The 25,485-nt window shown below is 36.8% G+C and carries 18 protein-coding genes, 1 pseudogene and 1 riboswitch; of the genes and pseudogenes, 7 read left to right on the forward strand and 12 right to left on the reverse strand.

All coding sequences use genetic code 11. The features are described 5' to 3' along the window. Window positions 1–3 precede the first annotated feature (3 nt). Window positions 4–1,383 (forward strand): zinc ribbon domain-containing protein, encoded by a 1,380-nt coding sequence (locus ACLBXA_RS10230; RefSeq protein WP_150158327.1) that lies wholly within the window; start codon window positions 4–6, stop codon window positions 1,381–1,383. Between the two features lie 170 nt (window positions 1,384–1,553). Here the strand turns inward: ACLBXA_RS10230 and ACLBXA_RS10235 are convergent, their stop codons facing one another. Further along, entirely contained in the window at window positions 1,554–1,856 is a 303-nt protein-coding gene (locus ACLBXA_RS10235; protein ID WP_001102514.1) for a DUF3910 family protein, read from the reverse strand. Window positions 1,857–1,937: 81 nt separating this feature from the next. After that, a complete protein-coding gene (locus tag ACLBXA_RS10240; RefSeq protein ID WP_086389724.1) occupies window positions 1,938–2,822 on the reverse strand; it encodes a cell wall-binding protein EntA in 885 nt (294 codons plus the stop codon). A 664-nt stretch (window positions 2,823–3,486) separates the two neighbouring features. Here ACLBXA_RS10240 and opuD point away from each other — a divergent pair. Beyond that, window positions 3,487–5,001, forward strand: a complete 1,515-nt coding sequence (gene opuD, locus ACLBXA_RS10245; protein ID WP_001230116.1) for a glycine betaine transporter OpuD — start codon at window positions 3,487–3,489, stop codon at window positions 4,999–5,001. A gap of 674 nt (window positions 5,002–5,675) precedes the next feature. Here the strand turns inward: opuD and ACLBXA_RS10250 are convergent. The 6 genes from ACLBXA_RS10250 to ACLBXA_RS10275 all read right to left on the reverse strand — a co-directional run bounded on the left by ACLBXA_RS10250 (window position 5,676) and on the right by ACLBXA_RS10275 (window position 14,880). Next, window positions 5,676–6,977, reverse strand: coding sequence for a glycosyltransferase family 2 protein (locus ACLBXA_RS10250; RefSeq protein ID WP_000988755.1), 1,302 nt, complete (start codon window positions 6,975–6,977; stop codon window positions 5,676–5,678). Further along, window positions 6,974–7,729, reverse strand: coding sequence for a diguanylate cyclase (locus ACLBXA_RS10255; protein WP_000653230.1), 756 nt, complete (start codon window positions 7,727–7,729; stop codon window positions 6,974–6,976). Before ACLBXA_RS10255 ends, ACLBXA_RS10250 begins: the two co-directional genes overlap by 4 nt. A gap of 261 nt (window positions 7,730–7,990) precedes the next feature. Beyond that, entirely contained in the window at window positions 7,991–9,202 is a 1,212-nt protein-coding gene (locus tag ACLBXA_RS10260) for a NupC/NupG family nucleoside CNT transporter (protein WP_001051018.1), read from the reverse strand. A 366-nt stretch (window positions 9,203–9,568) separates the two neighbouring features. After that, a complete protein-coding gene (locus tag ACLBXA_RS10265) occupies window positions 9,569–11,311 on the reverse strand; it encodes a C40 family peptidase (protein ID WP_150158329.1) in 1,743 nt (580 codons plus the stop codon). 209 nt (window positions 11,312–11,520) lie between these two features. Continuing rightward, entirely contained in the window at window positions 11,521–12,405 is an 885-nt protein-coding gene (locus ACLBXA_RS10270; protein WP_079246183.1) for a D-amino-acid transaminase, read from the reverse strand. A gap of 546 nt (window positions 12,406–12,951) precedes the next feature. Further along, window positions 12,952–14,880 (reverse strand): LTA synthase family protein, encoded by a 1,929-nt coding sequence (locus ACLBXA_RS10275; RefSeq protein WP_000665344.1) that lies wholly within the window; start codon window positions 14,878–14,880, stop codon window positions 12,952–12,954. A gap of 544 nt (window positions 14,881–15,424) precedes the next feature. Here ACLBXA_RS10275 and ACLBXA_RS10280 point away from each other — a divergent pair. Continuing rightward, window positions 15,425–15,790, forward strand: a complete 366-nt coding sequence (locus ACLBXA_RS10280) for a YkvA family protein (protein WP_000810378.1) — start codon at window positions 15,425–15,427, stop codon at window positions 15,788–15,790. A 50-nt stretch (window positions 15,791–15,840) separates the two neighbouring features. Further along, complete coding sequence (locus tag ACLBXA_RS10285) at window positions 15,841–16,332, forward strand: metal-binding protein (protein WP_001139059.1); 492 nt, start codon at window positions 15,841–15,843, stop codon at window positions 16,330–16,332. A 69-nt stretch (window positions 16,333–16,401) separates the two neighbouring features. Here ACLBXA_RS10285 and ACLBXA_RS10290 read toward each other — a convergent pair whose 3' ends face one another. Next, window positions 16,402–16,719 carry a DUF4870 domain-containing protein gene (locus ACLBXA_RS10290; RefSeq protein WP_001014091.1) on the reverse strand — a complete coding sequence of 106 codons (318 nt, stop codon included), beginning with the start codon at window positions 16,717–16,719 and terminating at the stop codon, window positions 16,402–16,404. A 297-nt stretch (window positions 16,720–17,016) separates the two neighbouring features. On the opposite strand from ACLBXA_RS10290, the gene lldP reads away from it, so the two are divergent. After that, entirely contained in the window at window positions 17,017–18,678 is a 1,662-nt protein-coding gene (gene lldP, locus ACLBXA_RS10295) for an L-lactate permease (protein WP_001099345.1), read from the forward strand. Window positions 18,679–18,749: 71 nt separating this feature from the next. After that, a riboswitch (TPP riboswitch) is annotated at window positions 18,750–18,865 on the forward strand. A 112-nt stretch (window positions 18,866–18,977) separates the two neighbouring features. After that, on the forward strand, window positions 18,978–20,738 hold the full coding sequence (gene thiC, locus ACLBXA_RS10300) for a phosphomethylpyrimidine synthase ThiC (RefSeq protein ID WP_447617197.1): 1,761 nt from the start codon (window positions 18,978–18,980) through the stop codon (window positions 20,736–20,738). Between the two features lie 255 nt (window positions 20,739–20,993). Here the strand turns inward: thiC and ACLBXA_RS10305 are convergent. The 3 genes and pseudogenes from ACLBXA_RS10305 to cydA form a co-directional block, all read right to left on the reverse strand. Next, window positions 20,994–22,351, reverse strand: a pseudogene (locus ACLBXA_RS10305) (arsenic transporter). A 311-nt stretch (window positions 22,352–22,662) separates the two neighbouring features. Then, window positions 22,663–23,688, reverse strand: a complete 1,026-nt coding sequence (locus tag ACLBXA_RS10310) for a cytochrome d ubiquinol oxidase subunit II (protein WP_000544189.1) — start codon at window positions 23,686–23,688, stop codon at window positions 22,663–22,665. Beyond that, a complete protein-coding gene (gene cydA, locus ACLBXA_RS10315) occupies window positions 23,681–25,036 on the reverse strand; it encodes a cytochrome ubiquinol oxidase subunit I (RefSeq protein WP_000381974.1) in 1,356 nt (451 codons plus the stop codon). Before cydA ends, ACLBXA_RS10310 begins: the two co-directional genes overlap by 8 nt. Before the next feature lie 253 nt (window positions 25,037–25,289). Between cydA and ACLBXA_RS10320 the strand changes: the two genes are divergently transcribed. Then, complete coding sequence (locus ACLBXA_RS10320) at window positions 25,290–25,439, forward strand: hypothetical protein (RefSeq protein ID WP_000283180.1); 150 nt, start codon at window positions 25,290–25,292, stop codon at window positions 25,437–25,439. The last annotated feature ends 46 nt before the right edge of the window (window positions 25,440–25,485 follow it).

Genomic DNA, 25,485 nt, shown 5'->3' on the forward strand with positions numbered 1-25,485 from the left:
CGCTTGAAGTTTTGTGGAATATGTAATGAAAAAGTTGCAGACCATTTAAATTTTTGTCCAGAGTGTGGAAGTAAGATAGAAGAAATAGCTGATCAAACAGCTTCTTCTCGTTCAGAAATACAACGGGAAACAAAGCCGGTGAAAAGTAAGAAGAACATATTTTTACTGCTAGGTTTTCTTGTTATTTTTGCTATATTGTTCGGAGCATATAAATTTGGTGCAAGCAAGTTTTCAAAGGAAAAACAAGTAAACGTTATGATTGAGGCGTTTCAAAAGAAAGATGCGAATGCAATTGATGAGTTTGTAAAGGTAGATGATCCGAGCTTAAAGATTAAGGCAGAGGATATTAAGGCATATATCCGTTATTTAAAAGACAACCCTTCATATAATAAAGAGCTGCTGTCTTATTTACAAAGAGAGACAGTGGATCAAAAACTAGCAAGTGATAAAGCATCGTTTAAAGATGGACAAATTATAGAAGACGGAAAAGAATGGTTTTTATATCCGAAGTATAAATTTAGCATGAAATCGTATTATATGAATGTAAGTACAACTGCGAAGAATGCAGAAATATATGTGAATGATAAGAAAGAAGTAGAATTGTCTAATGACAAAACTTCAAAAGAAATTGGTCCATATTTTCCGGGTTCTTACGTTGTAAAGGCAAAAGCAAAGTCAGAGTTAACTGAGTTAGAAACAGAAAAAGAAGTAGATTTAGCAGATGAAAAAAGTGCGAAGATAGATGTAAATTTATCATTAGAAGGCAATTATGTAACAATTTCCTCTGATGAAAATGATGCAAATGTAGTTGTGAATGGTAAGAAGCGTGGGAAGTTAAGCCGCGGAAGTTATAAACTTGGTCCTGTACCAACAGATGAAACGGTAGAAGTGCATTTAGAGAAAAATGCTGAGTTTGGCTTAATTAAATCAGAAAGCGTTAAAGTTGGAGACCAAAGCACCTATTACTTAAAATTCCCGAAAGAAACATCAAGTTCAGCAGTGGGCGAATTTGTAAAAAATCATATTTATGATAACGTACGTGCAATTTCATTAAATGATTTTAGTTTAATTGAAAATAATTATGATAAGAGCGGGAAATCGTATAAGGAAGACCGTGATTATATACAGTATTTACACAAAAAAGGAATTACAGAAGACTTATTAACGATGGAAGTTCGTAATGTAGAGCGTCAAAGTGATACGAAATATAAAGTAACGACATATGAAGAGTATCATATTCGTTACGGTGATGGATCTGTGAAGTTCAAAAGTTTTAACAACGAACATATTGTAACTGTGAATGGAAATGGAAAGATGTTGTATCATTCTCTTGGTGCAAATAATACGTTGAAATCAGAAGATGTATCTGGTCCAACTCGTTAATATGAGAGAGGCTGTTCAATATTTGAACAGCCTCTTTTTGTAGCTAAATCGATATTTCGTGTCAAACCGTTGATATATCGTAAGTTATGATAGATATAATTGAAAAATCGTTGATATATTGCGATTTATGATAGATATATTCGGAAAATCGTTGATATCTTTTTTTACAATTATGAGTGCGTTTCCTTTAATATCGCTTGTACATATGGATCATGTAATATTTGCTCTATAATTGGTAACATGTTTTGTTCAAATGGAATGTCGATAGGAAATGGCTTTTGAGAGCCTGGTTTTATTCCATATTGCACAATTTTGTAATGTGTATTTTTTTCTGACTTGAGCACAATTAGCTTATAGCGATTATCATCGCCAGCGAGTGAGAAATCAATAGAAGTAGCGTTATATGTTACTTCATCTTTATATATGTACGGTTTTGGCGTACCAATCCAGTCTATTTTTGCTTGTACATTCATAGGCATAGCCTCCTTATATGTATTATAAATAAAAGCCAGCTCTCAATAAAGAGAACCGGCTTGTAATTTAGCAGTCATTGGTTATTTTAAAATTTTCACTTTAACAGTTTTGCGGCCCCATTTTTGAGCAGCACTATCTGATCCAAGTAAGATATCGATACGGTTACCTTTAATTGCACCACCAGTATCTCCAGCGATAGCTTCTCCGTAACCTTCTACCCATACTTTAGATCCTAATGGGATTACTTTCGGGTCAACAGCAATCATTTTCATGTTTGGATTCGCAGTTAAATCATGACCCATTGCAGTTAATACACGGCCGCCATATGTGCCACCGTTTTCGCTCGGATGAGCTGTATATGCTGTAGCTACAACTGTTAACTCACGACCACCAGATGGTTCGCTAGTTTCAGCAGCTTTCACAGCAGGCTTAGCAGCTGGTTTTGCTTGTGCTGCAGGTGTTTGATCCTTAGCTGGTGCTTCAACTTTAGCTTTAGCAGGAGCAGTTGTTTCTTGTTTCTCAATTACAGGTGCTGTACCTGTTAAGAAAGGAACATGAACATAAGCTGTTTTCCCGTTATATTCAAATTGTAACCACTCATTTTGTACTTGGTTCGTTGTTTCGATTACATCGTCTTTCTTCAACTTTCCAAGAATTTCTGAGTTTGTGTTCGCTTCAGCACGTACGTTTAATACGTTAGCTGTTACGTAGTAGATGCTTTTTGTGAACTCTGCACTTACGAATGCGTCTTTACCGTCTAAAGTAACTTTTGACCATCCGTTCTCTGTATTTTGAACATCTATTTTATTACCGTTTAGTAATTTACCGACAACTTTTGATTCAGTAGTAGGGTTTTCGCGTACGTTTAGTACGTCTGTTGTTACAACAGTTTCTGCATTAGCAGATGATGTGAAAATCCCAAGACCAAAAACTGCTGCTGTTGCTATTCCAATTAATTTTTTCATGATAGCCTCCATTGCGTTTGTTTTCGTGTCCTCATTATAGCAACAGATTTTTTCGGATTTGGGGAAAACACACAATTACAAACCATTCGTAATCAGTCGTTAACATCCTGTAATATAACAAAAAATATAGGAAAGCGTTTTTCATTCTATATGACTCATAGGTTGCTGGTTATATTCAAAATATTTAATACAACATATTTTTTTCGACGTAAATAAAAATATTACAAGAATGTTACATGATGTTTACTAAACGATTACATTCCTTGAGTATTTTACCGTTTTATGGGTAATATAGTTATATAAACATAAACATTTTGTTTGTGAAGCTATAAACACGTGCTATATACTAGCAAAAAAACCGCATAATTGTTACAAAACGAAAGGGTTGCAAGGAAGAAATTCGCCCTTTTTTACATATGTAACACATCCTTTTTTAGGAAAATACATTCCTATCCGCGTTTTTCTCACACAATTTGACAGCAGTATTTCTAACTTGTAGCTCTTGCAGAGTGAAAAGGTTATACGAAAGGTAAGGCTGTCTATAAGAATTCGAATTGGTGAAGGTGAAAGTAAGAAAATCACCGCAAAATTATAGTTTTCTATCCGATTTTACATATCGGAATTTATGTTATTTACAAAAGCGAAACCTACGAAGGGGGATTTGATGAGGAAACTGACAAAAACATTCATCGTTTCATTAACATTATGTATTGCATTTACAATTTGGGGGATTATTCCCGAATCTATTATTGGAAAAGGTAGCTTAGGAAATGTAACAACTGCAATTCAAACTGCATTAGTTAGTAAGTTTGGGTGGTTTTATATTATTTCCGTTTCTATTATTTTAGGTGTGTCTATCTTTTTAATTGTTTCGAAATACGGTTCTATTCGTTTAGGTAAAGATGATGACGAACCTGATTATAGTTATATGACATGGTTTGCTATGCTATTTAGTGCTGGTATGGGTATCGGCTTAGTTTTCTGGGGCGTTGCTGAACCATTAAACCATTTGTACGCACCTCCGTTTGGAGAAGGTGCAACTGAGGAAAGTGCGCGCCTTGCATTGCGTTTTTCATTTTTCCATTGGGGATTACATCCTTGGGGACTATATGCGTTTGTAGCGTTATGTATTGCTTATTTTACCTTTAGAAAAGGAAAAGCAAGTACGATTAGTGCGACGGTAGGTCCGTTATTTAAGGGTGGGGAACACGGACGTATTGCTCATTCATTTGATGTGTTAGCTGTTTTCGCAACTGTGTTTGGTGTTGCAACTTCATTAGGTCTCGGTGCAAAACAAATTGCAGGTGGTGTTAGCTATTTAACATCTATTCCGAATTCATTAACGACACAGTTAGTTATTATTGCAATCGTAACAGTTCTTTTCATGTTATCTGCACAAACAGGTCTTGATAAAGGAATTAAATATTTAAGTAATACGAACATTATTTTTGCATTTGCACTTATGATCATTGTATTATTTGCAGGTCCAACAAACTTTATTATGAATTACTTCACTTCAACAATAGGTTCTTATATTCAGGAATTGCCAAGTATGAGTTTCCGTTTAAGTCCATTGGATGAAGGCGGAAATCAATGGATTCAGTCATGGACAATTTTCTATTGGGCATGGTGGATTGCGTGGTCACCGTTCGTAGGTACGTTTATTGCTCGTGTTTCACGAGGTCGTACAATTCGTGAGTTTGTTATCGGTGTGTTACTTGTACCGACCGTAATCGGTGCGCTTTGGTTCTCCGTTTTCGGCGGGACTGGTATTCACATGGAGCTGTTTGGTGATGCACATATCTTTGAAAAAATTAAAGAGATGGGAACAGAAGTAGGATTGTTTGCTATGTTCGATCAGATGGGAAGCTTTGGATCAGCTTTATCTGTTTTAGCGATTCTTCTTATTTCTACATTCTTTATTACATCGGCAGACTCTGCAACATTTGTTTTAGGAATGTTAACGACACATGGTAGTTTAAACCCACCAAATCGTATTAAAATGATTTGGGGTATCGTTCTAGCCGCGATAGCTTCTACCTTATTATATATTGGCGGATTAGAAGCCTTACAAACGGCAGCTATCATTGCAGCATTCCCATTCGTCTTTGTTATTTTCTTTATGATGGCAGCATTATTTAAAGAGTTACAAAAAGAAGGACGTATGAAGCGTCATTAATAATAGAAGGAAAAGAGCTGATTTTATATCAGCTCTTTTTTTATCCCTCTATTTGCTGAGCAGTAAGAACCCCACCTCAAAATTCAGCAAAAGCAAATAAATCGAGCTGCTTGTAAAAGCCCGATTGGTGATGGCTAATGAAAGTTTCACTTTATATAGAAGGAATTTGAAATGCGGGTAGGGGAAATAAAATACTTTACTATATAAGTAGTATGCCCTTTATATGAAGAAAAAACGATAGGTTTCGACAATATTCGATACCTTACGAATTCTATTCGTATTTTTGTCAAAAATATGTCGGAAATGTGTTGTCACTTTTATGTATATGTGCTATATTATTTCCTGTAAGCGATTTCAAATAGTTTTAAAGCGCATTCAAGGGGGACATCTAGAATAATGAAACGTTACGAAAGAAAGTGGAAGCATATTTGTTTGAAACGTGTGGCACATCGTAGTGTCCAAGAAAGCACGGAACCTAAGACTGAAACGCGCAAAGAACAGCAAGAGAAGCAATTGGTTCTACAAAAATAGCAATCACTTTTTCGTATATAAATGAAGGTCGATCGTTCGTTGGGGGATGGACGTGAAATTACTTTCAGCTAAGGGGTATTGTCTGATATATAATTTATACGGCAATAAATAAGCACAGAGCATACGGCGCTCTGTGCTTATTTTTATTTATCTTTTTTAAATCGAACTGTCTTATCCCAGCCGATGACTTGTTTCTTGCTCTTTGCACGTAAATATAAGATTAAGCTGCGAATAAATAAGTACGTAAAGAGCTGTGCATACGTAAAGTACATAATAACGCTAATAAAAATATTAGTCGGTGTAAAGGTTCGTTCGACACTCTGGGCACTAAATAATTGTGAAACATATGTAATATATGCTACATACCACATAAATAGTAGCGGAATGCTATATTGAATTTGGAATATCCCGAGTAGCCCAATTACAAACCAAACGTTTGAAATGATTAGGAATAGCCAAAATACAACATACACTAGAACTTGTTGTAAGGAATGAACGAGCAGTTTTCCTTTAAAGAAACTTAATGACGAGAACATTTTTTCTAAAATGTATAAATTTCCTTGGAGCCAACGTGTACGTTGTTTAATAAGAATTTTTAAATGCTCTGGTTCTTGTTCCCAAGTAACTGATTCTGGGACGATTGGTAAGAGATAACCTTTTTGTGTAATTCGTAATGTTAATTCAGCATCTTCTGCAATTGCATAAGGGTCATAGCCACCAAGCTCTTCTAGTGCAGAGCGACGAAGAAGCATGTTTGTTCCTGTCAGTGAACCCGTTTGGAATAGTAACCAGCGTCCAGATTGCATAAGGAGCTGGAAGATTTGAAATTCTAGCGAAATCATTCGCGTCAGCCAGTTTCTTTTTTCATTTACAGTACGAACGTGTCCAACTGCTCCAACCGCATCTTCAGTTGTTTCAGCGTGCTCTACAAGCATTCGCAGTGCGTGTGGTTCAGGTTGGTTATCTGCATCGTAAACACAGAAGTATTCACCATCTGAAATACTAAGCCCATAGTTTAGTACACGTGATTTACCCTTCGGTTCACCGGAGGGAACACGAATGTGGCGAATATGAGCATAAGCTTTGTCGAAATCATCGCCGATTTCAGGTGTTTCATCTTGAGAGTTATCATTTAATAAATAAATAGTTAGCTTTCCTGGATATTCAATCTTCGCCATCGCCTCTAAAGTATCTTTAATAACGACCCCTTCATTATGGGCAGGTATGAAAATATCGACGCTAGGATAATGTTCTAGTGTACGATCTTTTCGTTTGCTATTTCGGTGAATTAAACCCGCGATTGTTAAGAAAGAGTAGTAAACGAGTAAGCCAGAGAATAGAAAGGCCGTAAAAATAAGTACATATTTAATTGAAAATGTGATACTGATCCAAAAAACGAGTACGCAAAACAGAAGAAATAAAAGAAGTATAACGAGAGTCATCATAACAATGTCTGTCCTTTGTTTCCAATTTGCTCGCGTGAAATTTTTATATCTTGGATTGCTTCAGCTGCAAGCCATTTTTCTAATTTTGGCTGTAGACGGTTCATTACTATATCTGCACCAGCCTCATTTGTGTTCTGTAATAAAATAACTAATGTACTCTCATCATATTCAGCAGCAAGGTCAAAATCATTCCTTACCGTTTCAACTAATAAGGAAGCTACACGATCCATAACACTTTCCTTCGTATATTTACTAAAGGAAGTGAAATCAAAGTAAACGATAACGCCTGTTTCATTACGACGATTCATTGCAGTCGTTAATAACGCTTGACGTCTCTCGAATTCTTGTCTAGTTAATAATTTTGATTCTCCAATATATTGTTCCAACGTTCTCACACGCTCAGTTAAAGTTTTATTTTCATGAATCACTTTTTTCAATAGGTGAGTTGTTATATATACAATGAAGAAGTTAGCTACCATCAGGAAGTGGGTAATCATATATTGCCATTGATCTGATGTACTCCATAAATGAAGCCATGCTTGATAAAATAAATAAAATACGGAAATAATGGTTCCTAGTATGAAGAAAATAAATGCTGTTTTATCAGCTAAAAATAAGAATAGTACATTTACGATTACGTATATTATTGTAAAAATGAGCGCATGCTCATAATTCGTCACATGTACAGTAGTAAAATAAAATACAATTTGTAGAATCCACATAGAGAGGATTTTATAGAACTTATCTTTCACAAAACTTTCCTCCTTAAAGCTATTTCATCCATAGATACTTGTAGTATGCGCAATTATTAAGAAATTGACTATGTCGTTAAATTCTTTTGAAGGGCAACAACAAGTAGTATCTCTATTTTCATAAGAAAAATAAAAAGACTTAAACATTATTGTATCATAATGTCCTCATATTTGGGGTAAGGTGATTGATAGATACATAAAAGGCGTTTGGAGTGCATGAAAAAAGTCTTCTCTTGGAGAAAGAGAAGACTCTATATAAGTTTATAGGAACATCATACCTGCAACTGCTGCATTTAAGAAGTTAGCTAATGTACCAGCGATAACTGCTTTAATCCCTAATTGTGCAATTTGTTTACGGCGAGTAGGAGCTAGCGTTCCTGTTACACCTAATTGAATTGCAATAGAAGAGAAGTTTGCGAATCCACAGATTGCGAATGTTAAAATTAGATTTGTTTTGTCAGAGAACTCTGCCATATGTGGTCCTAAGTTTGCGTATGCAACGAATTCGTTGATTGCAAGTTTTTGACCGATAAAGCTTGCTGCTTGTACAGCTTCACCTGGAGAAACCCCGATTAAGATTGCAAATGGTGATAATAAGTAACCGAAGATTAAATCAAGGCTAAGTTTAATATGGAATAAAGACCCAACTAATCCTAATAGACCATTTAATAAAGCGATTAATGCAATGAAAGCCATTAACATTGCTGCTACGTTAATAACAAGTTGCATACCTTCAGATGCACCACGTGCAGCTGCGTCGATAACGTTTGCGTCTTCACGTTCTGTAGAAAGTTCAACGTTATTATCTACTTTTTCTGTCTCTGGCATGATTAGTTTCGCAATTAATAAGCTTGATGGAGCTGCCATAATTGCAGCTGCTAATAAGTGCTCTAACGGAATACCCATTGCTGCATAGCCGACAAGAACTGATCCGGCAACAGCTGTCATACCGCTTACCATAATAGTGAAGAATTCACTATTTGTTAAGCGTGCTAAGTAAGGTTTAATTAAGATTGGAGCTTCAGTTTGTCCTAAAAATACAGTCGTTACTGAGTTTAAGCTTTCTGCTTTAGAAGTTCCAAGAAGTTTACTTAATGCACCACCAACGACGCTAACAAATTTCTGCATAATACCGAAATGATATAAGATTGCTACTAATGAACTAATAAATACGATTGGAAGTAGTGCTTGAATAAAGAATACAAATCCCCAAGGTCCTTTTGCGTTGACTAAATCCCCAGCAACGAACTTAATTCCCTCGTAAGAAAAATTAATTAATCCTTGAACACCGTCAGCAGCGTGTTTTAAACCTGCTTTACCAGCATCCCATCGTAATACGATAAATGAAAATGACATTTGTAATGCTAGCGCAATTAAAATTGTGCGCCAATTAATAGCTTTGCGGTTGGAAGATAGTAAGAAAGCAATTGCTAATACTCCAATCACGCCGCCAATTCCCCATAAAAGATTCATGCAGTTATGCTCCTTCCTCATAGTAAAAACAGTGTATAAACCAGTTGTCTATACATTTACGAATATAACATCTTAAGTAACTTATCATAATGGACATCGGAGGTCAAACGTCTAATGAAAAGTTTAAATAAAAAGAAAATTCTTCAAAAAAACACATATAAAATAAATAGACATGAAATAGGTTATGTTTTTTATGAAAATATATACATTATGATAACGTTATGCATTGTTTTTGCAGAATAAAGTGTATGAAATAGAAGAATGGATACATTATTTTTGTAGAGAGAAACTAGGGGAAAGGGAGTAATGTGTTGAACTCGTAACAAAAAAGCCTTCTAGTAAACTAGAAGGCTTTGAAACTATTAATTAAGGTGCTTTCGTGTATCCTAAGAAGTGGCTCTTCCAATAAGAGTTACTTAATGAAGCGATTGCTACACCTTTATCTCCAGCTTGGATAAATGATCCGCCCCCAAGGTAAATACCCATGTGAGAAGGACCAGATTTATAAGTGTTTTGGAAATAAATTAAGTCACCAGGTTGTGGACTTGAAGTTTTTGGTAGGCTACTCCAATATCCCGCAACACTTTGACGGCTAATGTTATGACCAGATTTCTTAAATACATGGTAGATGTAGCCACTGCAGTCTACGCCGTTAGCAGAAGTTCCGCCCCAAACGTATGGTACACCTTGCATTGATTTTGCATATGCAAGTACGGAAGAACTGTCGCCACTATTATTGCCTGTATTATTATTGTTGTTATTGTTTTGATTGTTATTTTGGTTATTGTTAGGCTTATTATCTACTGCGCCTCCAACTGGTGTTTTAGATAGGTAACGTGTTCCGATATAACCAGTTTGACCGTTGTAGTTAATTTTGCTCCATCCAGAGTTTTCAGAGATTACTTGAACCTTCTGTCCTTGTGGAAGTGCACCTATGATTCTATAATTTGTACCTTCGCCGCTACGTACATTTAGTGCAGAAGCATTAATGTAGTAGTCGCCAATTGCACCTTGGTTAGGTTTTTCAGGTTGTTTTGGTTGCTCAGGAGTAGTAGTACCACCTTTAACGAATTTTACAAATTCGCTACTAACAAAGCCTGTTTTTCCTTGGTAATTTACTTTAAACCAACCGTTTTCAGATCCAACTACGTTTAATGTTGTACCGTTTAAAACACCACCAATTACACTATGGTAAGCAGCAGGGCCTGTACGAACACGTAAAGATGTAGCGTTAACCACGTAAGAACCGCCAGTTTGAATAGTTCCATTATTATTGTTTTGCTCTTGTTTGTTGCCTTCTGTAACGTTTTCGTTAGAACCGCCTTTTGTTACGTAGTCTTTGCTTATATAAGCAGTTTGTCCTGCGTAATTGATTTTGAACCAATCTTGAACTTCGCCAACAACTTGTACTACTTGTCCTTTTGTAACAGAACCTACAGTTGTGTGAGAAGTACTAGGACCTGTACGAACACGAAGGGAAGATACATTTACTGTATAGTTTCCGCTTGCTGGTTTTACTTCTTGGTTGTTATTGTTATTATTCGTATTGTTGTTTGAAGAACCCGCATTAGAAGAAACGCCAGATACGAATTCGCCACTTACATAACCTACTTGACCATTATGGTTAATTTTCACCCAACCATTTTCTTGTCCAATTACGTTTAATGTTTGTCCTGCATATACACGTCCAGAAACAGAACTAGAAGTGTTAGGAGCTGTACGTACACGTAATACATCAGCAGTAACTTTATTGTTTCCGCCTGTGCTTACATTGTTGTTTGTTGCTCCACTTTTTGATACAAATTCGCCACTAACAAAGCCTGTTTTTCCGTTAATGTTAATTTTGAACCAACCATTTTCTTCGCCAATCACGTTTAGTGATTGACCGTTATAAACGCGTGAGATGATGTCGTGAGAAATGCTTGATCCCGCACGAACATGTAATACGCTCGCGTTTACCTTATAAGATGAGTCGTTTGATGCAGAAGCTTGGACAGTTGTAGCAGCTTTTTGTGTATTTTGTTCAGGTGCAGCTTGAACACTATCAAGTGTAGGTGCTGCTCCTCCTGCTACAGACACTGCCGCAAGACCGGCAAGATACTTTTTCATAATTTGTCGATTCCTTTCTGTCTGTAATGTAGTGAAGAAATATTTACCAACTGTTAAAAATTCTAAAGAGCATGTCGATTACTGTCAAGACTTATGTAGGAATCTGAATATGACAAAAAGATTACAAAAAAAAATCAAGGCATAAATTTACACCTTGATTTCCATTTAAATGTATATATTGAATATGAAAGGACAGAAATTATTCGTGTTTAAGAAGATGCCATATTGGATTGTAACAAGATTTGATTAAAAGATTTTTGCAGTTTTTTGGTGATAGGCCCAACTTGCCCATCTTGAATCGCGGTTCCATCAAGGTGGGTCATTGGTAAAATTTCAATCGTTGTGCCTGTAAAAAAGCATTCATCTGCTTGATAAACGTCACGAACGCTGAAAAGTTCTTCCTGTACAGGAATGTGAAGAGTATTCGCTAAAGAAAGGACATATTGACGAATAATGCCATTTAGAATAAGGTGATTGGCTGGATGTGTGTAAAGAGTTCTGTTTTTAATTAAAAAGAAGTTGGAATGGCTTCCTTCCGTTACGATACCATTCCTTATGAGAAGTGCCTCTTTACAGCCTTTACGTTCAGCTTTCGTAGCAGCTAGTACGTTTGGTAATAAATTTAATGATTTAATGTCACAGCGTAGCCATCGAGTATCAGGTTCTGATATAGCGCGTATACCATATTCAATCCATAATGCTGGTCTTTCTTTTTTTGTAATATAGGCATAAATTGTCGGAGGGGTGTCATATGAAAATACATGTGTGCGAGCTTGTACACCGCGAGATACTTGCAAATAAATTGTGCCATCTTCGTGGAAATGGTTTCGTTCAATTAATTTGTAAAGTAAAGTGATGAGTTCAGCTTTTGAGAAAGGGAGCGATAATTCTACTTCTTCCATGGATCGATATAATCTTGTTATGTGCGGATCTAATAAGTGAAAGTTCCCTTTATATAGGCGAATAACCTCGTAGACACCATCTCCGAATTGCAAACCTCTTTCTTCAAGTTCTATGTGCGTTTGTTGTTTTGTTGTATCAATAACTTCATCATTCCAAAGTACAAATTTTTCGTATGCCAATTTCCGTCCCATCCTTTCGTAAGTACGTAAATAACGTGAAACTTTCATTCATGCGAGATAAAAATCACTATAGTAATTTTTATGTAAGCAATTCTCTATATATGACCGTATATGTATTTGTAAATCATAGAGAAGTAAGGACGATTTCCCCCGCATTAACGGGCTGATTAAAGTTTCACTTTACAGCATTTTGTATATACAAATTCGAAAATAAGAAATGAGAATCCTGCTTTTAAATAAAAAAAAGCAACATTCTTATGGAATGCTGCACAAGGAGGGTAGCTATCTTTCATAGGGACATTGTCTCGTTGAATGCTTTGTGTATGGAAACAAAACATGTTGAAAGACAATTATAAGAAAGTAGAAACAAGAGATTTACACATTTCTTTAAGGGATCTTACGAAAGATGAGAGGTAAGAAATATGTAGAACCTTGTTTACATATTTTATTATAGAGATTCTTCATTAACCCTATGTGAATATTTGGTAAAGGTTATGTAATTTTAAAGTTAATGAATATAAGCAGTTGTATGGAAGAAAATAAAAAAAGAGGCTGAGATTACTCAGCGCTCTTCTTTTCTTCTTTAATAGCTGTTTTTACTTCACCAGTTTTGATCTTATTACTTTCAGAGAAGCGAAGTAAGTCACCTTCAATGATTTTATCAGACATGTGCAATTCATTTTGGGCACGATCAATTAGTGGTTGAGATTCTTCTTTCGGTAATTGTACAACTTCGCCAGTAGCACGGTCGTAGAATGTACTGTTTGTGTACATGTATTTATCTGTAATGAAGCTACCGTCACGAAGAACAACAAATCCTTTATTATCAGGTGAGAATACATCATGACCGAATCGAACGTCATTTGTAGAATCTACACCAAGTAAGTTTAGAATAGTTGGTTTAATATCAATTTCACCAGTTGGTTTCGAAATTGTTTTACCTTCTTTTTGACCTGGAACGTGAATAAACATCGGTGTTTTTTGTAAGTTCATATGGTCAAATGCAGTGATTTCTTCTTTTCCTAAGAACTGTGCCATTGCACGGTTATGGTTTTCAGAAATACCGTAGTGATCACCGTAGAATACGATTACTGAGTTGTCGTAAATACCTTCTGCTTTTAGACGCTCAATAAAGTGTTTCATTGCTTCGTCTAAGTAACGAGCAGTTACCATGTAACGGTCAAATACTCCATCACCAGAATTATATTCGTCGATTAATTTTGTACTGTCATCGTAAGTGAATGGGTAATGATTCGTTAAAGTAAGGAAGCGAGTATAGAATGGTTGCTTCACTTCTTTCAACATATCAATAGATTGATCGAAGTATTCGATATCTTTTAATCCCCAGTTTAATTTTGTTTCCGGCGTAATCTTGTAATCAAGCTCGTTGTAGTAACGATCATAACCAAGTGCTGGATACATAATGTTACGGTTCCAGAATGTTGCGTTGTTTGCGTGGAATACCGACGTGTGATACCCTTGCTGACGTAAAATTTCTGGAGTTGCTGTATATTCATTGTTACCGTGTGTGAAGAATACAGCACCGCGGTCTAGTGGATATAAAGAAGTATCTACTAGGAATTCAGCATCAGATGTTTTACCTTGCCCAGTTTGATGGAAGAAGTTATCAAAGTAATAACTTTCTTTCGTAAATTGGTTTAAGAACGGTGTAACTTCTTGTCCGTTAACTGTTGCGCCAATTAAGAATGTTTGTAATGACTCAAGAGAGACAACAATTACGTTTTTCCCTTTTGCAGTACCGAACATATTTGGATCTGGTTTACTTTGTGTTGTTTTCACGTAGTTTTCTGTTTCTTGTAATTTACTACCGTCAGCGAATGCTTTTTGTGAACTTGATTTCGCTTGTAAGCCAAGATCGTATACTTGGTGTACATATAATCCTAAGTTTTTAACAAGCATAACGCGGTCGAATGAACGTGTTAATAGTTCTGGGCGTTCAGCTTCTGCAAGTCCTAAGTTTGCGAAGAAAATAGCAACTGTTGATACGAAGTATAGAGAACGCATCGGGCGTGCTACACGCTCTGTAGGTGCAAAGTTTTTCATTTTCTTCAATAGAACGAAGAATACGATAATGTCTGCGAATGCAAGAATAATTTTGTAGTTAAATAATTCTTTCACACTAGAACCTAAACTTCCGAAGTTAGATGTTTGTCCGAGTACTGGTAAAGTAACGAAGTCATTGTAGAATCCGTAGAACATTACGTTACCAACAAGAACGATTGTTAAGACAAAGTTAATTCCAAGTGCTATATAGTTACGTTTTTTCCCTTTTGCAAATAATGCAAGACCAACAAGCAGTAATGATGCTGCTAATGGGCTAAGGAATAAAATGAATTCTTGCATGAAAGATTCAAGTTTTAAATCAAAGCTTGTGCGTGTAATAATGTAAGTTTTCAGCCATAAGGCTAAAGCTACGAATACAGTGAAACGCACATTTTGAAATTGCGATTTCAAGGTTTCTTTCATTCATTTCCACCCTTTCTCTATCAGGCTTGGTCGATTTTGGAGCGAAAAATGCTAAAATAAAAAATACATAGTTTTCTTGGCCATAATTAAAGGTTCTATATTCACCCATATACGACTATAACTATGCATACCCTTTTGGTTTCTTTTGTTGCTCATAAGCATAACGTCATTTCTGTATTATACAACAAAATTCATTTCTGAGAAACACTATAACATTTTACATTTTTTGTATAAGATTTGTCACTACCAGAGAAAACTTTAACATTCGTTTATATGTCCGTCAACTAGAAAATATAACAAAGATAGAGCAGAATGTTAAGTGGAAGTGAAAATTTCTTTGTTGAGAAATAAGAAACGAAGATGGATAAGGGTTATCTAGAAATCTATTATATGAAGGAAATCGTGTAAAAATTAACGAACACTTGTTCTTTTTTGGTTTGTTTGTTACAATGAAAGTTCATTGATAGGTTTTGTGTAATTTCCATGAACTTTTACTGATAACATATTGTAGCTTATTTCTTTTTAAAAATAGGGAGGCTTTTACATGAAACAAAAATTTTCAGTTGAAGCGTTTTGGAAGAAAGTAAAACATGTTGCAAAGCAAGCAGGGCAGTCGGTCATTTATACAAGTTTATTACTGTTTTACGTTTTGCAAAGACCCGATGTTCCAAAACGAGTGAAAATTATTGTAATTGGAGCACTTGCTTATTTTATTGCACCGATTGATGCGATTCCAGATTTCATTGCTGGAATTGGCTATACGGATGATTTAGGGGCGTTAACGGCCGCACTAATACAGGTGTCGTTATACGTCAATGAAGATGTGAAAGATAAGGCACGAGTGAAGTTGGCAGAATGGTTTGGTTCGGATATAGACACAACATTTATCGATCAGAAATTAGGTCAATAGGTGAAATCTGTCATAAGGTGACAGGACGAACGTAAGCGAGGAAGTGCATTATGCCATCAGGAAGAACGCATACGAAAATAAACTTAATATCCCTTCCGGTTGTTTTGTTTTTGCTCTTTTCGTATGGATTAACAAATTTTGATTTTTTATTAACTTTTGCAATTGGTTTTTTAGTAGGTACTTCATTTTTAACACCAGATTTAGATACGTACAGTAATGCTTATAACAAATGGGGTTTCTTACGTATATTTTGGTATCCTTATAAGAAAGTAATGCCACATCGATCTTTCTTTACGCATACGATTATACTTGGTGATGTGATTCGTATTGCGTACATGTTAATCGTCTTTTCTCCATTTTTATTCCTATTAAATGTAATCGCACTGGATGGTAATTTGATAGAAATTGCGAAGAAACATGAGGTTGAAATTGTAACGTTCTTAATGGGAATTGTTGTGGCAAGTACGCTCCACATTATAGCGGATAAGGTGAATACGCGCCGAAAGAAAATGATGAGAAAAAAGAAGAAACGCAGAAGATAAAGTAACTAATCGGGAAAAGGACCCTTGCAATTTGCAAGGGTCCTTTTTTAAACAAACGTTTGTTTAAAATTAAGCTTTCAGTACTTTAATTCCTTTTACAATGTTCCAGATGAAGTAGTATAAGCTGATGATTCCGCAAATAGCTAAGACAATCATTGCTCCAATTCCAAGTGTTACATCTGGTTGGTCAGATCCTATGCCCATAATTCCTAAAATGGTTAAGCCGATAAATGTAGCGATACTTGGAATGATGTGTGTCCATAGAGCACGTTTTGCGTGTGGCTTTGTTTCAGCGTCTCCTACAATCCAAACGATAATAGGGAATAAGATAGGGGCAAATAGTACACTAAAGTATGATAACGCAGCTAATATTTTATTTCCGTTCATATATATCACCTCATGAATAATGTCTGTTGTTATACTATTATTATGCAATAATTTAGTTAAGCTTTCTATCGATGAACATTACAAGAACATGACGATTTTGTAAGATTTTTTTGTTAAATGATAAAATTTTCAAAAAAATCTTTTTTAATGGAAATTGTTATGGTACAGTATAAATGGAAGTTGTTGAAAACGTTTTCTTAAACGTTTTTTATTTTTAGGCTTAAAGGTATGATGACCTGATAGTCTATTGATAAGATTGTATTTATTTAAAAGGGGATTCTTTAGGGGGAGAGGACAATGAACACATGGACACAAGTTTATGATCCGTTCGGTAATATTTGGATTTCAGCAGCAGTAGCACTTATTCCGATTATCTTTTTTTTCTTAGCTTTAGCGGTTTTTCGCATGAAGGGGTATGTGGCAGGATTTATTACAGTTGTACTTACAGTTTTAGTAGCATTATTCGCTTATAAAATGCCGTTCACGATGGCAATGGCAGCAACCGGGTACGGTTTTTTGTACGGGTTATGGCCAATTGCTTGGATTATCATTATGTCGGTATTTTTATATAAAATTTCTGTAAAAACAGGTCAATTCGATGTGATTCGTGCATCGGTATTATCGATTACGAACGATCATCGTTTACTCGTTATTTTAATTGGATTTTCATTCGGAGCATTTTTAGAAGGAGCGGCAGGGTTTGGAGCGCCAGTAGCGATTACAGCAGCGCTTCTTGCTGGTCTTGGGTTAAATCCTTTATACGCAGCAGGTCTTTGTTTAATTGCAAATACTGCACCAGTGGCGTTCGGAGCGATGGGAATTCCGATTACAGTTGCTGGACAAGTAACAGGTATTGATCCACATAAAATTGGACAAATGGCTGGGCATCAATTACCGTTCCTATCATTATTTGTTCCATTCTTTATCGTATTTTTAATGGATGGATTTAAAGGGGTAAGACAAACGTGGCCTGCGTTACTTGTAGCAGGTAGTTCATTTGCGATTACGCAGTTCATTACAGCGACGTTCTTAGGACCGGAACTTCCGGATATTACGTCAGCACTTGTAAGTTTAGTGAGTTTAGCACTGTTCTTAAAAGTTTGGCAGCCGAAAGAAATTTATCAATCCGGGCAAGCAAATAATGAGGTAGCAGCAACAACGACAGCAGCATCGATGCCGAAATTAACGTTTGGAAAAGTAGTGAAGGCATGGTCCCCATTTATCGTATTAACGGTTATGGTAGTCATTTGGAGCCAAAATTTCTTTAAGGCATTATTTGCTCCAGGAGGGGCTTTAGAAAGTCTTGTATTTAAGTTTGAAATTCCAGGTCTGCATAATCTAGTAATGAAAGCAGAGCCAATTGTAAATAAACCAACGCCTTACGAGGCAATTCTAAAGTTTGATGTATTATCGGCAACTGGAACAGCGATTTTAATTGCTTGTATCATTTCCATGTTTATTTTGAAAATGAATGTAAAAGATGCAGTAGTGACATTTAAAGAAACGTTAAACGAATTAAAAATGCCAATTCTATCTATCGGATTTGTACTAGGGTTTGCATTTATCGCAAACTATTCTGGCCTATCTTCTACGTTAGCGTTAGCATTAGCTGGAACAGGCGGACTATTCCCGTTCTTCTCACCATTCTTAGGCTGGATTGGCGTATTCCTAACAGGGTCTGATACGTCTGCGAATGCACTGTTCTCGAATTTACAAGCCATTACAGCGCAGCAAGTCGGCGTATCTGAAGTGCTTCTCGTTGCAGCAAATACAACAGGCGGTGTAACAGGTAAAATGATTTCCCCGCAGTCGATTGCCATCGCTTGTGCAGCAGTTGGTCTTGCTGGAAAAGAATCGGATTTGTTCCGTTTTACAGTGAAGCATAGTTTATTCTTCGTAATTATTGTTGGTATTATGACGTATGTACAGGCATATTATTTAACGTGGATGATTCCATAAAAAACAAAAGAAATAAACTTTGAATTTTTCAGATTATAGTGTATGATGGGAAAGTATTGAAAATTAAATCAGTGATAAACTAGGGGTGCCTAACGTATGCGTAGGCTGAGAGAGAAGCGCGTGAACTTCTTAACCCTTTGGACCTGATCTGGCTCGTACCAGCGTAGGGAAGTTAACGGCTTTACATAATGATGTCTTTATGAGCCAGGTCCTTATTTTTTTATGGACCTGGCTCTTTTTATTTTGGCATGCGCTGGCCATATCTCGTCCTTGTCACGAACAGGGGGGCAACAAAATTTATGAAACAATCTGTTTCAGCTGAGCAAATTGAATTGAAATCGAGTTTACCAGGGAGTAAGAAAGTATATGTGGATGGACCACAAGAAGGTATGAAAGTGCCGATGCGTGAGATTGAACAAAGCGAAACGAATGGCGTCCCAAATCCACCAATCCGTGTGTATGATACGAGCGGTCCTTATACAGATCCTGCGTATAAGGTCGAGCTGGAAAAAGGCATTCCAACGCCGCGCCACTCCTGGATTATGGGGCGTGGTGATGTAGACGCATACGAAGGGCGTGAAGTAAAACCAGAGGATGACGGTGTGAAAGTGGCTTCGAAACATGCACCTGTTTTCCCGCAAATGGATCGTAAGCCGCTTAGAGCAAAGCAAGGTGCAAATGTTACGCAAATGCACTATGCGCGTAATGGCATTATTACGTCTGAGATGGAATACGTTGCGATTCGTGAAGGGGTAGAGCCGGAGTTTGTTCGTAAGGAAATCGCAGAAGGCCGCGCTATTTTACCAGCGAATATTAATCATCCAGAAGCTGAACCGATGATTATCGGGCGTAACTTCCATGTGAAGGTCAATGCAAATATCGGAAACTCTGCTGTATCTTCTTCTATTGCAGAAGAAGTAGAGAAGATGACGTGGGCTACTCGCTGGGGTGCAGATACGATTATGGATTTATCTACAGGTAAAAATATTCATACGACGCGTGAGTGGATTATTCGTAACGCGCCTGTACCAGTTGGAACTGTACCAATCTATCAAGCGCTGGAAAAAGTAAACGGAATTGCAGAAGATTTAACGTGGGAAGTATATCGTGATACGTTAATTGAGCAGGCGGAGCAAGGCGTTGATTACTTTACGATTCACGCTGGTGTATTGCTTCGTTACATTCCAATCACGGCAAAGCGTACGACAGGTATCGTTTCACGCGGTGGTTCGATTATGGCGCAGTGGTGTTTATTCCATCATAAAGAAAACTTCCTATATACTCATTTTGAAGAGATTTGTGAAATTATGAAACAGTACGATGTTTCGTTCTCTCTTGGAGATGGATTACGTCCAGGGTCTATTGCAGATGCAAATGATGAAGCACAGTTTTCTGAGCTTGAAACACTTGGTGAATTAACCAAAATTGCTTGGAAACATGATGTGCAAGTTATGATCGAAGGACCTGGACACGTACCGATGCACTTAATTAAAGAAAATATGGAGAAAGAGCTTGATATTTGTCAGGGCGCGCCGTTTTACACACTTGGGCCACTAACGACAGATATTGCACCAGGTTATGACCATATTACATCGGCGATTGGAGCTGCGATGATCGGTTGGTTTGGAACGGCGATGCTTTGTTATGTAACGCCGAAAGAACATTTAGGTTTACCGAATAAAGATGATGTACGCACGGGTGTTATTACGTACAAAATTGCAGCGCATGCGGCTGATCTTGCGAAAGGACATAAAACGGCTCATCAGCGTGATGATGCACTTTCAAAAGCACGCTTCGAATTCCGTTGGCGCGATCAATTTAATCTATCTTTAGATCCTGAACGTGCGATGGAATATCACGATGAAACGTTGCCTGCAGAAGGGGCAAAGACAGCTCACTTCTGTTCAATGTGTGGACCGAAGTTTTGTAGTATGAGAATTTCACATGATATTCGTGAATATGCAAAAGAAAATGATTTAGAAACGACAGAAGCAATTGAAAAAGGAATGAAAGAGAAAGCAGAAGAATTTAAAGAAGCTGGTAGTCATTTATATCAATAACACGTTACACCTCTTTACTTGATTGATCACACTGTAGTACCTAACTTTATTATAGAAGAATCCCCATTTGCTAAGACGGTAGCAAATGGGGATTCTGTTGTTTATCCCGCTATTTGTGGGCAGTAAGACCCCCACCTCAAAATTCAGCGGAAGCAAAGAAGTTAGGTCGGGGTCGGGCTGCCCGTAAAAGCCCGATTGGTTAGGGCTAATAATCAGTGGGGGATGAACAAAACCCCCACTGATTAAAGTTTCACTTTATAAGGCAAAGAAGAGGTGTACCCAGTAGAATAAGAGGAATAGTGTGACGACTGTTGTGAGCGGGATAACGATAAGGGATACACTTAAATAGTCTTTCCATTTTACTTTAATTTTGTTTTGTTTCAGAATATACATCCAAATGAGTGAAGCTAGCGTACCAATTGGTAGTAATAGTGAACCGATGTCACTACCAATGATGTTTGCGAGATAGATTGTTTTTAATGTGACTGGATCTAGTCCCATTTCTGTTAATGTGATCGTACCAATATAAGGGCAGGATGGTTATTGAAGACGTTAGAGAGGATGGATACAAGTCCGCCCATCGCAAAGCTAGCATAGAGTAGATGCTGATTCACAACTGGCTCGAGCCATTGTACAAGTGCAGCTGTTAATCCTGCGTTGTGGAGTCCGTAAATAATGACGTACATAGAGAAGGCGAAAATTAAAATGTGCCACGGTGTCTTTTTCAAAATGTCGACAGGATTTGTTCGTAAGTAGTACCATCTCCAAATGAGAAGAACGAGTGAACCGAGTACCGCAACGATTTCAATTGGTATGGATAAGAAGGATGCAACGAATAGAAGACAGCGCATAAGGAAGACAAAACCTAATACTTTTAACATGAATCTTGTCCGTTTTTGTTTCGTATCAACAGAATTATTTCCTTTTAGTGGATGGAAGTTTTTCGTGAAAAAAATTTCTTCAATATCATATGAAGAAACAGGTAATTTTTTCGGAAGTTTTTTCTTCAAAACTGTATACATGAGCCATGACATAAATAATAAGCCTAATGTTGCAGGTACAAACATCATAGCAGTATGCATATAAAGAGTCATATTAACGATATTTAATGCAATTAAGTTTACGATATTACTTACACCAATTGGTGCACTAGACGCAGTAGCGATTAAAGCGCCACTTAATAAATAAGGAATTTGTTGATGTGGTTTTAATTGAAGGTTTTTTAGAAGAAGAATTAAAATTGGAGTTGTAATTAAAATACTGCCGTCGTTATTAAATAAAAGAGTCATAAGAAAACATAGTAATTGAATATACCAGTATAAACGGTGACCGGACCCTTTTGCTAAATTTGCTAGTTTCGCTGCGGACCAATGGAAGAAGCCGAAGCTTTCTAATATAACTGCCATAACAATAGTCGCTAATATTGTTATGGAGGCTCCTCCTATTTTACTAACAATATCTATGACGTCTGGTTTTGACACAAGTCCAGTAATTAGGATAATGCCAGCACCGATTGCTGCTGGCCACGCCTCATTTAAACCTCGAGGCCGCCAAAAGATAACAATCATTGTTAAGAAGAATACAATAATAGTAATCCATATTTCAATGCTCATATTTTGCCTACCTTTCTATTTTCCCTTAAACAGATGTAGCTTGTCTCAAGTTTATATTGGTAGTATATTCAGCAAAAAATAAGAAGAACTAGACGTATAACGAGATGAAGCGAATATGTGTTTTTCATGCTAAAGGACAAGTGTCACTAGTAGTGAAATAACTATTGTGATAGGAGTCTATAAATCGATTGGGCAGTAAGGTAGGAAATGAGATTTATATCAGAAATTTTTAAAATATATCGACTTAACGACAAAATATAACAAGAGGAGTCTATCCCAAAATACCTTTTGGAACAGACTCCAAGGCTATATTATTTTTCCTTCAAAAAAGTACGATCCTTCAAGAATAAATTCCAGAAGAAAATAAATCCTGGTAATAAAATTGCAATCCCAATTGCGTATAGAATGAGCAGTGCATAGAACGTTTCTTTCGTTGTAAAGCTTGTAAATACAGTTACGTCAGGGTAAATAATATACGGTAAATGCGCGACCCCGTAAGCATAGCTTGCAAATGCATATTGAGCGACGACAGCTAAAACAGCAATGCGAGGGAATCCTAGTGTGTTATACTTCTTGTTTGTCCACCAAAGGGACGAGTATCCGATAACGAATAGAACAATAGAAACTGTAAACCATGGGAATTGCTTTATTAATCCTTGCATAAGCCAATGTGTTTCTGGATCCATTACAACGAGAGCGATAATCGCCGTAACAAGTGTTGCAGGGCCAAGTATGATGGCATTCCTTCTATAAAGTTTGTATGCATCTTCTGAACCTTGCTCTCTCGCAAAATCAGCAAGAAAGAGAGAGGAGAGAAATAGTTCAGACGTTAGTCCGAAGAGCATATAACAATAGATAACCGGGCTAGAAAGAAGTTTTCCATACAGGAGTACTTCTCTTCCTTCAGACATTGTAATATACGCTCCCTCTGTAACGGGTAAAACGGTAATTAATAGTGCTGGAATTAAGAGACCAGTAATACCTGAAATAACCCGAAGAAGGTACTGATATTTTGGCAAGGAGTAAGCAAATACCATAAATGTACTACGTACTGCAACGAGTACTAAAATTAACATAACTGGTACGAACATAACGGTTGCAAGAGTAAAGGCCGCTTTCGGAAAGAAGCCGAGAAATGCGACAACGACGAAAACGAGAAACGTATTTGTTACTTCCCAAGTTGGTGATAAGTACCGATTGGCAAGTTTGGCAGCGAGCGTTGGATGTTTTGCGTATACCATGCCCCAAAAACCAGCTCCAAAATCGATGGACCCTAATATACTGTATACGAAAATAAGGGCCCATAAGATGATGATTGCAATACTTTCCTCATGCACGAGAATCGCCTCCTTGGTGTTGTAAATCATTCTTTAATGGATGTCTTCTAAAGAATGTCCGTAGAACAAAGACTGTTAAAATAGCGAGTCCAATATATAAAATGATGAATAAAACAAATAAAGGACCGACGAAATCAGCGCGAGTAGAAGCATCGACTGTACGTTGCATACCATAAATTGTCCATGGCTGACGACCGCTACAACTGAAAATCCATCCGAATTCAATACCGAGCATCATAATTGGTCCGCATGCGGCAGCCCCCCAAAGTAGCCACTTCGGTAGTTCTGTCCCCTTTTTTCGGTAAACAAAGTACCAATATAAGAGAGCAATTGCTGCAACTGCAAAGGTAAACGCAGCAGTGCCGACCATTAAGTTGAACAGTGTATGTGTATAAAATGGTGGCCATGTTTCTTGTGGGAATTCATTTAGACCTTTTACGACAGTGCTAGGGTCTAGTCCCACTAATAAGCTAAGCATGTTTGGAATTTCAAGTGCATAGTTTAGTTCAAGCGTATTAGGATCCACAATCCCGCCAATGGATAGCGGTGCGTGTGATGTCGTTTCAAATAAAGCTTCAGCAGATGCAAGTTTTTCAGGTGAGTGTTTATGTAGGGCGATTGCCGATTCGTGCCCTGAAAGCCACATCGTAGCGCCTGTAATAAATGTCACGACAAGCCCTAATAGTAGCCCCTTTTTATGATAAGCAATTTCACGTGTACTTAAATTTTTCTTCAATAATTTAAATCCAGCGATAGAAGCAATGACAGCCGCACCAGTTGCATAAGCCGTAATAACGACATGGAATGCACTTGTGCCAAAACTCGGATTAAAGAAAGCTTTCCAAGGATCAACGTTAAAAACAGATCCATCTGGATTCATTGAAAATCCTGCTGGTGTATTCATCCATGTATTTGCTGATGTAATAAGAACGGCGGATGCCGTGGCACCAAGCATGACGAAAAATAGCGAGATTAATCTCATAAATGGAGGAAGTTTATCGGCTGCATATACGTAAATCGACATGAATAAAGCCTCCAAAAAGAAGGCAAAAATCTCAATTTGGAAGGGAACAGAAATAACTTGCCCAACAATTTTGGCAAAACCAGGCCAAAGAAGTGAGATTTGCACACCGACAATTGTTCCAGTTGGAATTGCTACACCGAGAAGAATAGCAAACGCCTTTGTCCATCTTTTCGCCATAATGGCATAGTCGGAGTCTTTCTTCCAGTGATAGAGTATTTCGCTTATAAAAATCATCAATGAAAGTCCAACGCCAAGTGTTGCAAAGATAATGTGGAATGCTAATGAAGAACCAAAAAATGCTCTTGCTAATGTTACCGTATCCATATGTAAACTCCTCTTCTTTTTTGCCATTATTTTCTGATTGAATTGGAAGATTTATTCAAAAAAACTACCAAAAATATATATGTATTTAAAAAGTGAATATAATAATATAATGTTGTAATATTTTGAATAGAAAGAAATAAGTAGTTGCTTATATTTTGTTTGTTTTTTGCGCAGGAATCTTTTATAATCTTTTATGCGAACATAAGTTCTGTTTTTCGAAAAAGAAGTTTATGTGAAATGGAGAGGGTGTTTTATGTATCCTGAAGTCATTAAAAAGATGGCATTTTCAAAAGAGCATAGAGATTTATTATTGAAGCTATATAATAAAGAAATTACACGTCGTGAATATGATCGACTTGTACAATCGCTATATAAACCTTCTAAAGAGGTTTGTGGGGGATAGAAATGGGGGAGACAATCTAATAGATTGTCTTTTTTAAATTTATGTA

This window comes from Bacillus sp. D48C, from assembly GCF_053345735.1.

What these genes read in the sequence shown, in the direction of transcription:
- ACLBXA_RS10320 (WP_000283180.1), top strand. Translation starts at nt 25,290, where the DNA reads ATGTATCCTGAAGTCATTAAAAAGATGGCATTTTCAAAAGAGCATAGA.
- ACLBXA_RS10275 (WP_000665344.1), bottom strand. Translation starts at nt 14,880, where the DNA reads ATGAAAGAAACCTTGAAATCGCAATTTCAAAATGTGCGTTTCACTGTA.
- ACLBXA_RS10270 (WP_079246183.1), bottom strand. Translation starts at nt 12,405, where the DNA reads ATGGGACGGAAATTGGCATACGAAAAATTTGTACTTTGGAATGATGAA.
- cydA (WP_000381974.1), bottom strand. Translation starts at nt 25,036, where the DNA reads ATGGATACGGTAACATTAGCAAGAGCATTTTTTGGTTCTTCATTAGCA.
- opuD (WP_001230116.1), top strand. Translation starts at nt 3,487, where the DNA reads ATGAGGAAACTGACAAAAACATTCATCGTTTCATTAACATTATGTATT.
- ACLBXA_RS10240 (WP_086389724.1), bottom strand. Translation starts at nt 2,822, where the DNA reads ATGAAAAAATTAATTGGAATAGCAACAGCAGCAGTTTTTGGTCTTGGG.
- ACLBXA_RS10235 (WP_001102514.1), bottom strand. Translation starts at nt 1,856, where the DNA reads ATGAATGTACAAGCAAAAATAGACTGGATTGGTACGCCAAAACCGTAC.
- ACLBXA_RS10250 (WP_000988755.1), bottom strand. Translation starts at nt 6,977, where the DNA reads ATGATGACTCTCGTTATACTTCTTTTATTTCTTCTGTTTTGCGTACTC.
- thiC (WP_447617197.1), top strand. Translation starts at nt 18,978, where the DNA reads ATGAAACAATCTGTTTCAGCTGAGCAAATTGAATTGAAATCGAGTTTA.
- ACLBXA_RS10260 (WP_001051018.1), bottom strand. Translation starts at nt 9,202, where the DNA reads ATGAATCTTTTATGGGGAATTGGCGGCGTGATTGGAGTATTAGCAATT.
- lldP (WP_001099345.1), top strand. Translation starts at nt 17,017, where the DNA reads ATGAACACATGGACACAAGTTTATGATCCGTTCGGTAATATTTGGATT.
- ACLBXA_RS10285 (WP_001139059.1), top strand. Translation starts at nt 15,841, where the DNA reads ATGCCATCAGGAAGAACGCATACGAAAATAAACTTAATATCCCTTCCG.
- ACLBXA_RS10290 (WP_001014091.1), bottom strand. Translation starts at nt 16,719, where the DNA reads ATGAACGGAAATAAAATATTAGCTGCGTTATCATACTTTAGTGTACTA.
- ACLBXA_RS10280 (WP_000810378.1), top strand. Translation starts at nt 15,425, where the DNA reads ATGAAACAAAAATTTTCAGTTGAAGCGTTTTGGAAGAAAGTAAAACAT.
- ACLBXA_RS10265 (WP_150158329.1), bottom strand. Translation starts at nt 11,311, where the DNA reads ATGAAAAAGTATCTTGCCGGTCTTGCGGCAGTGTCTGTAGCAGGAGGA.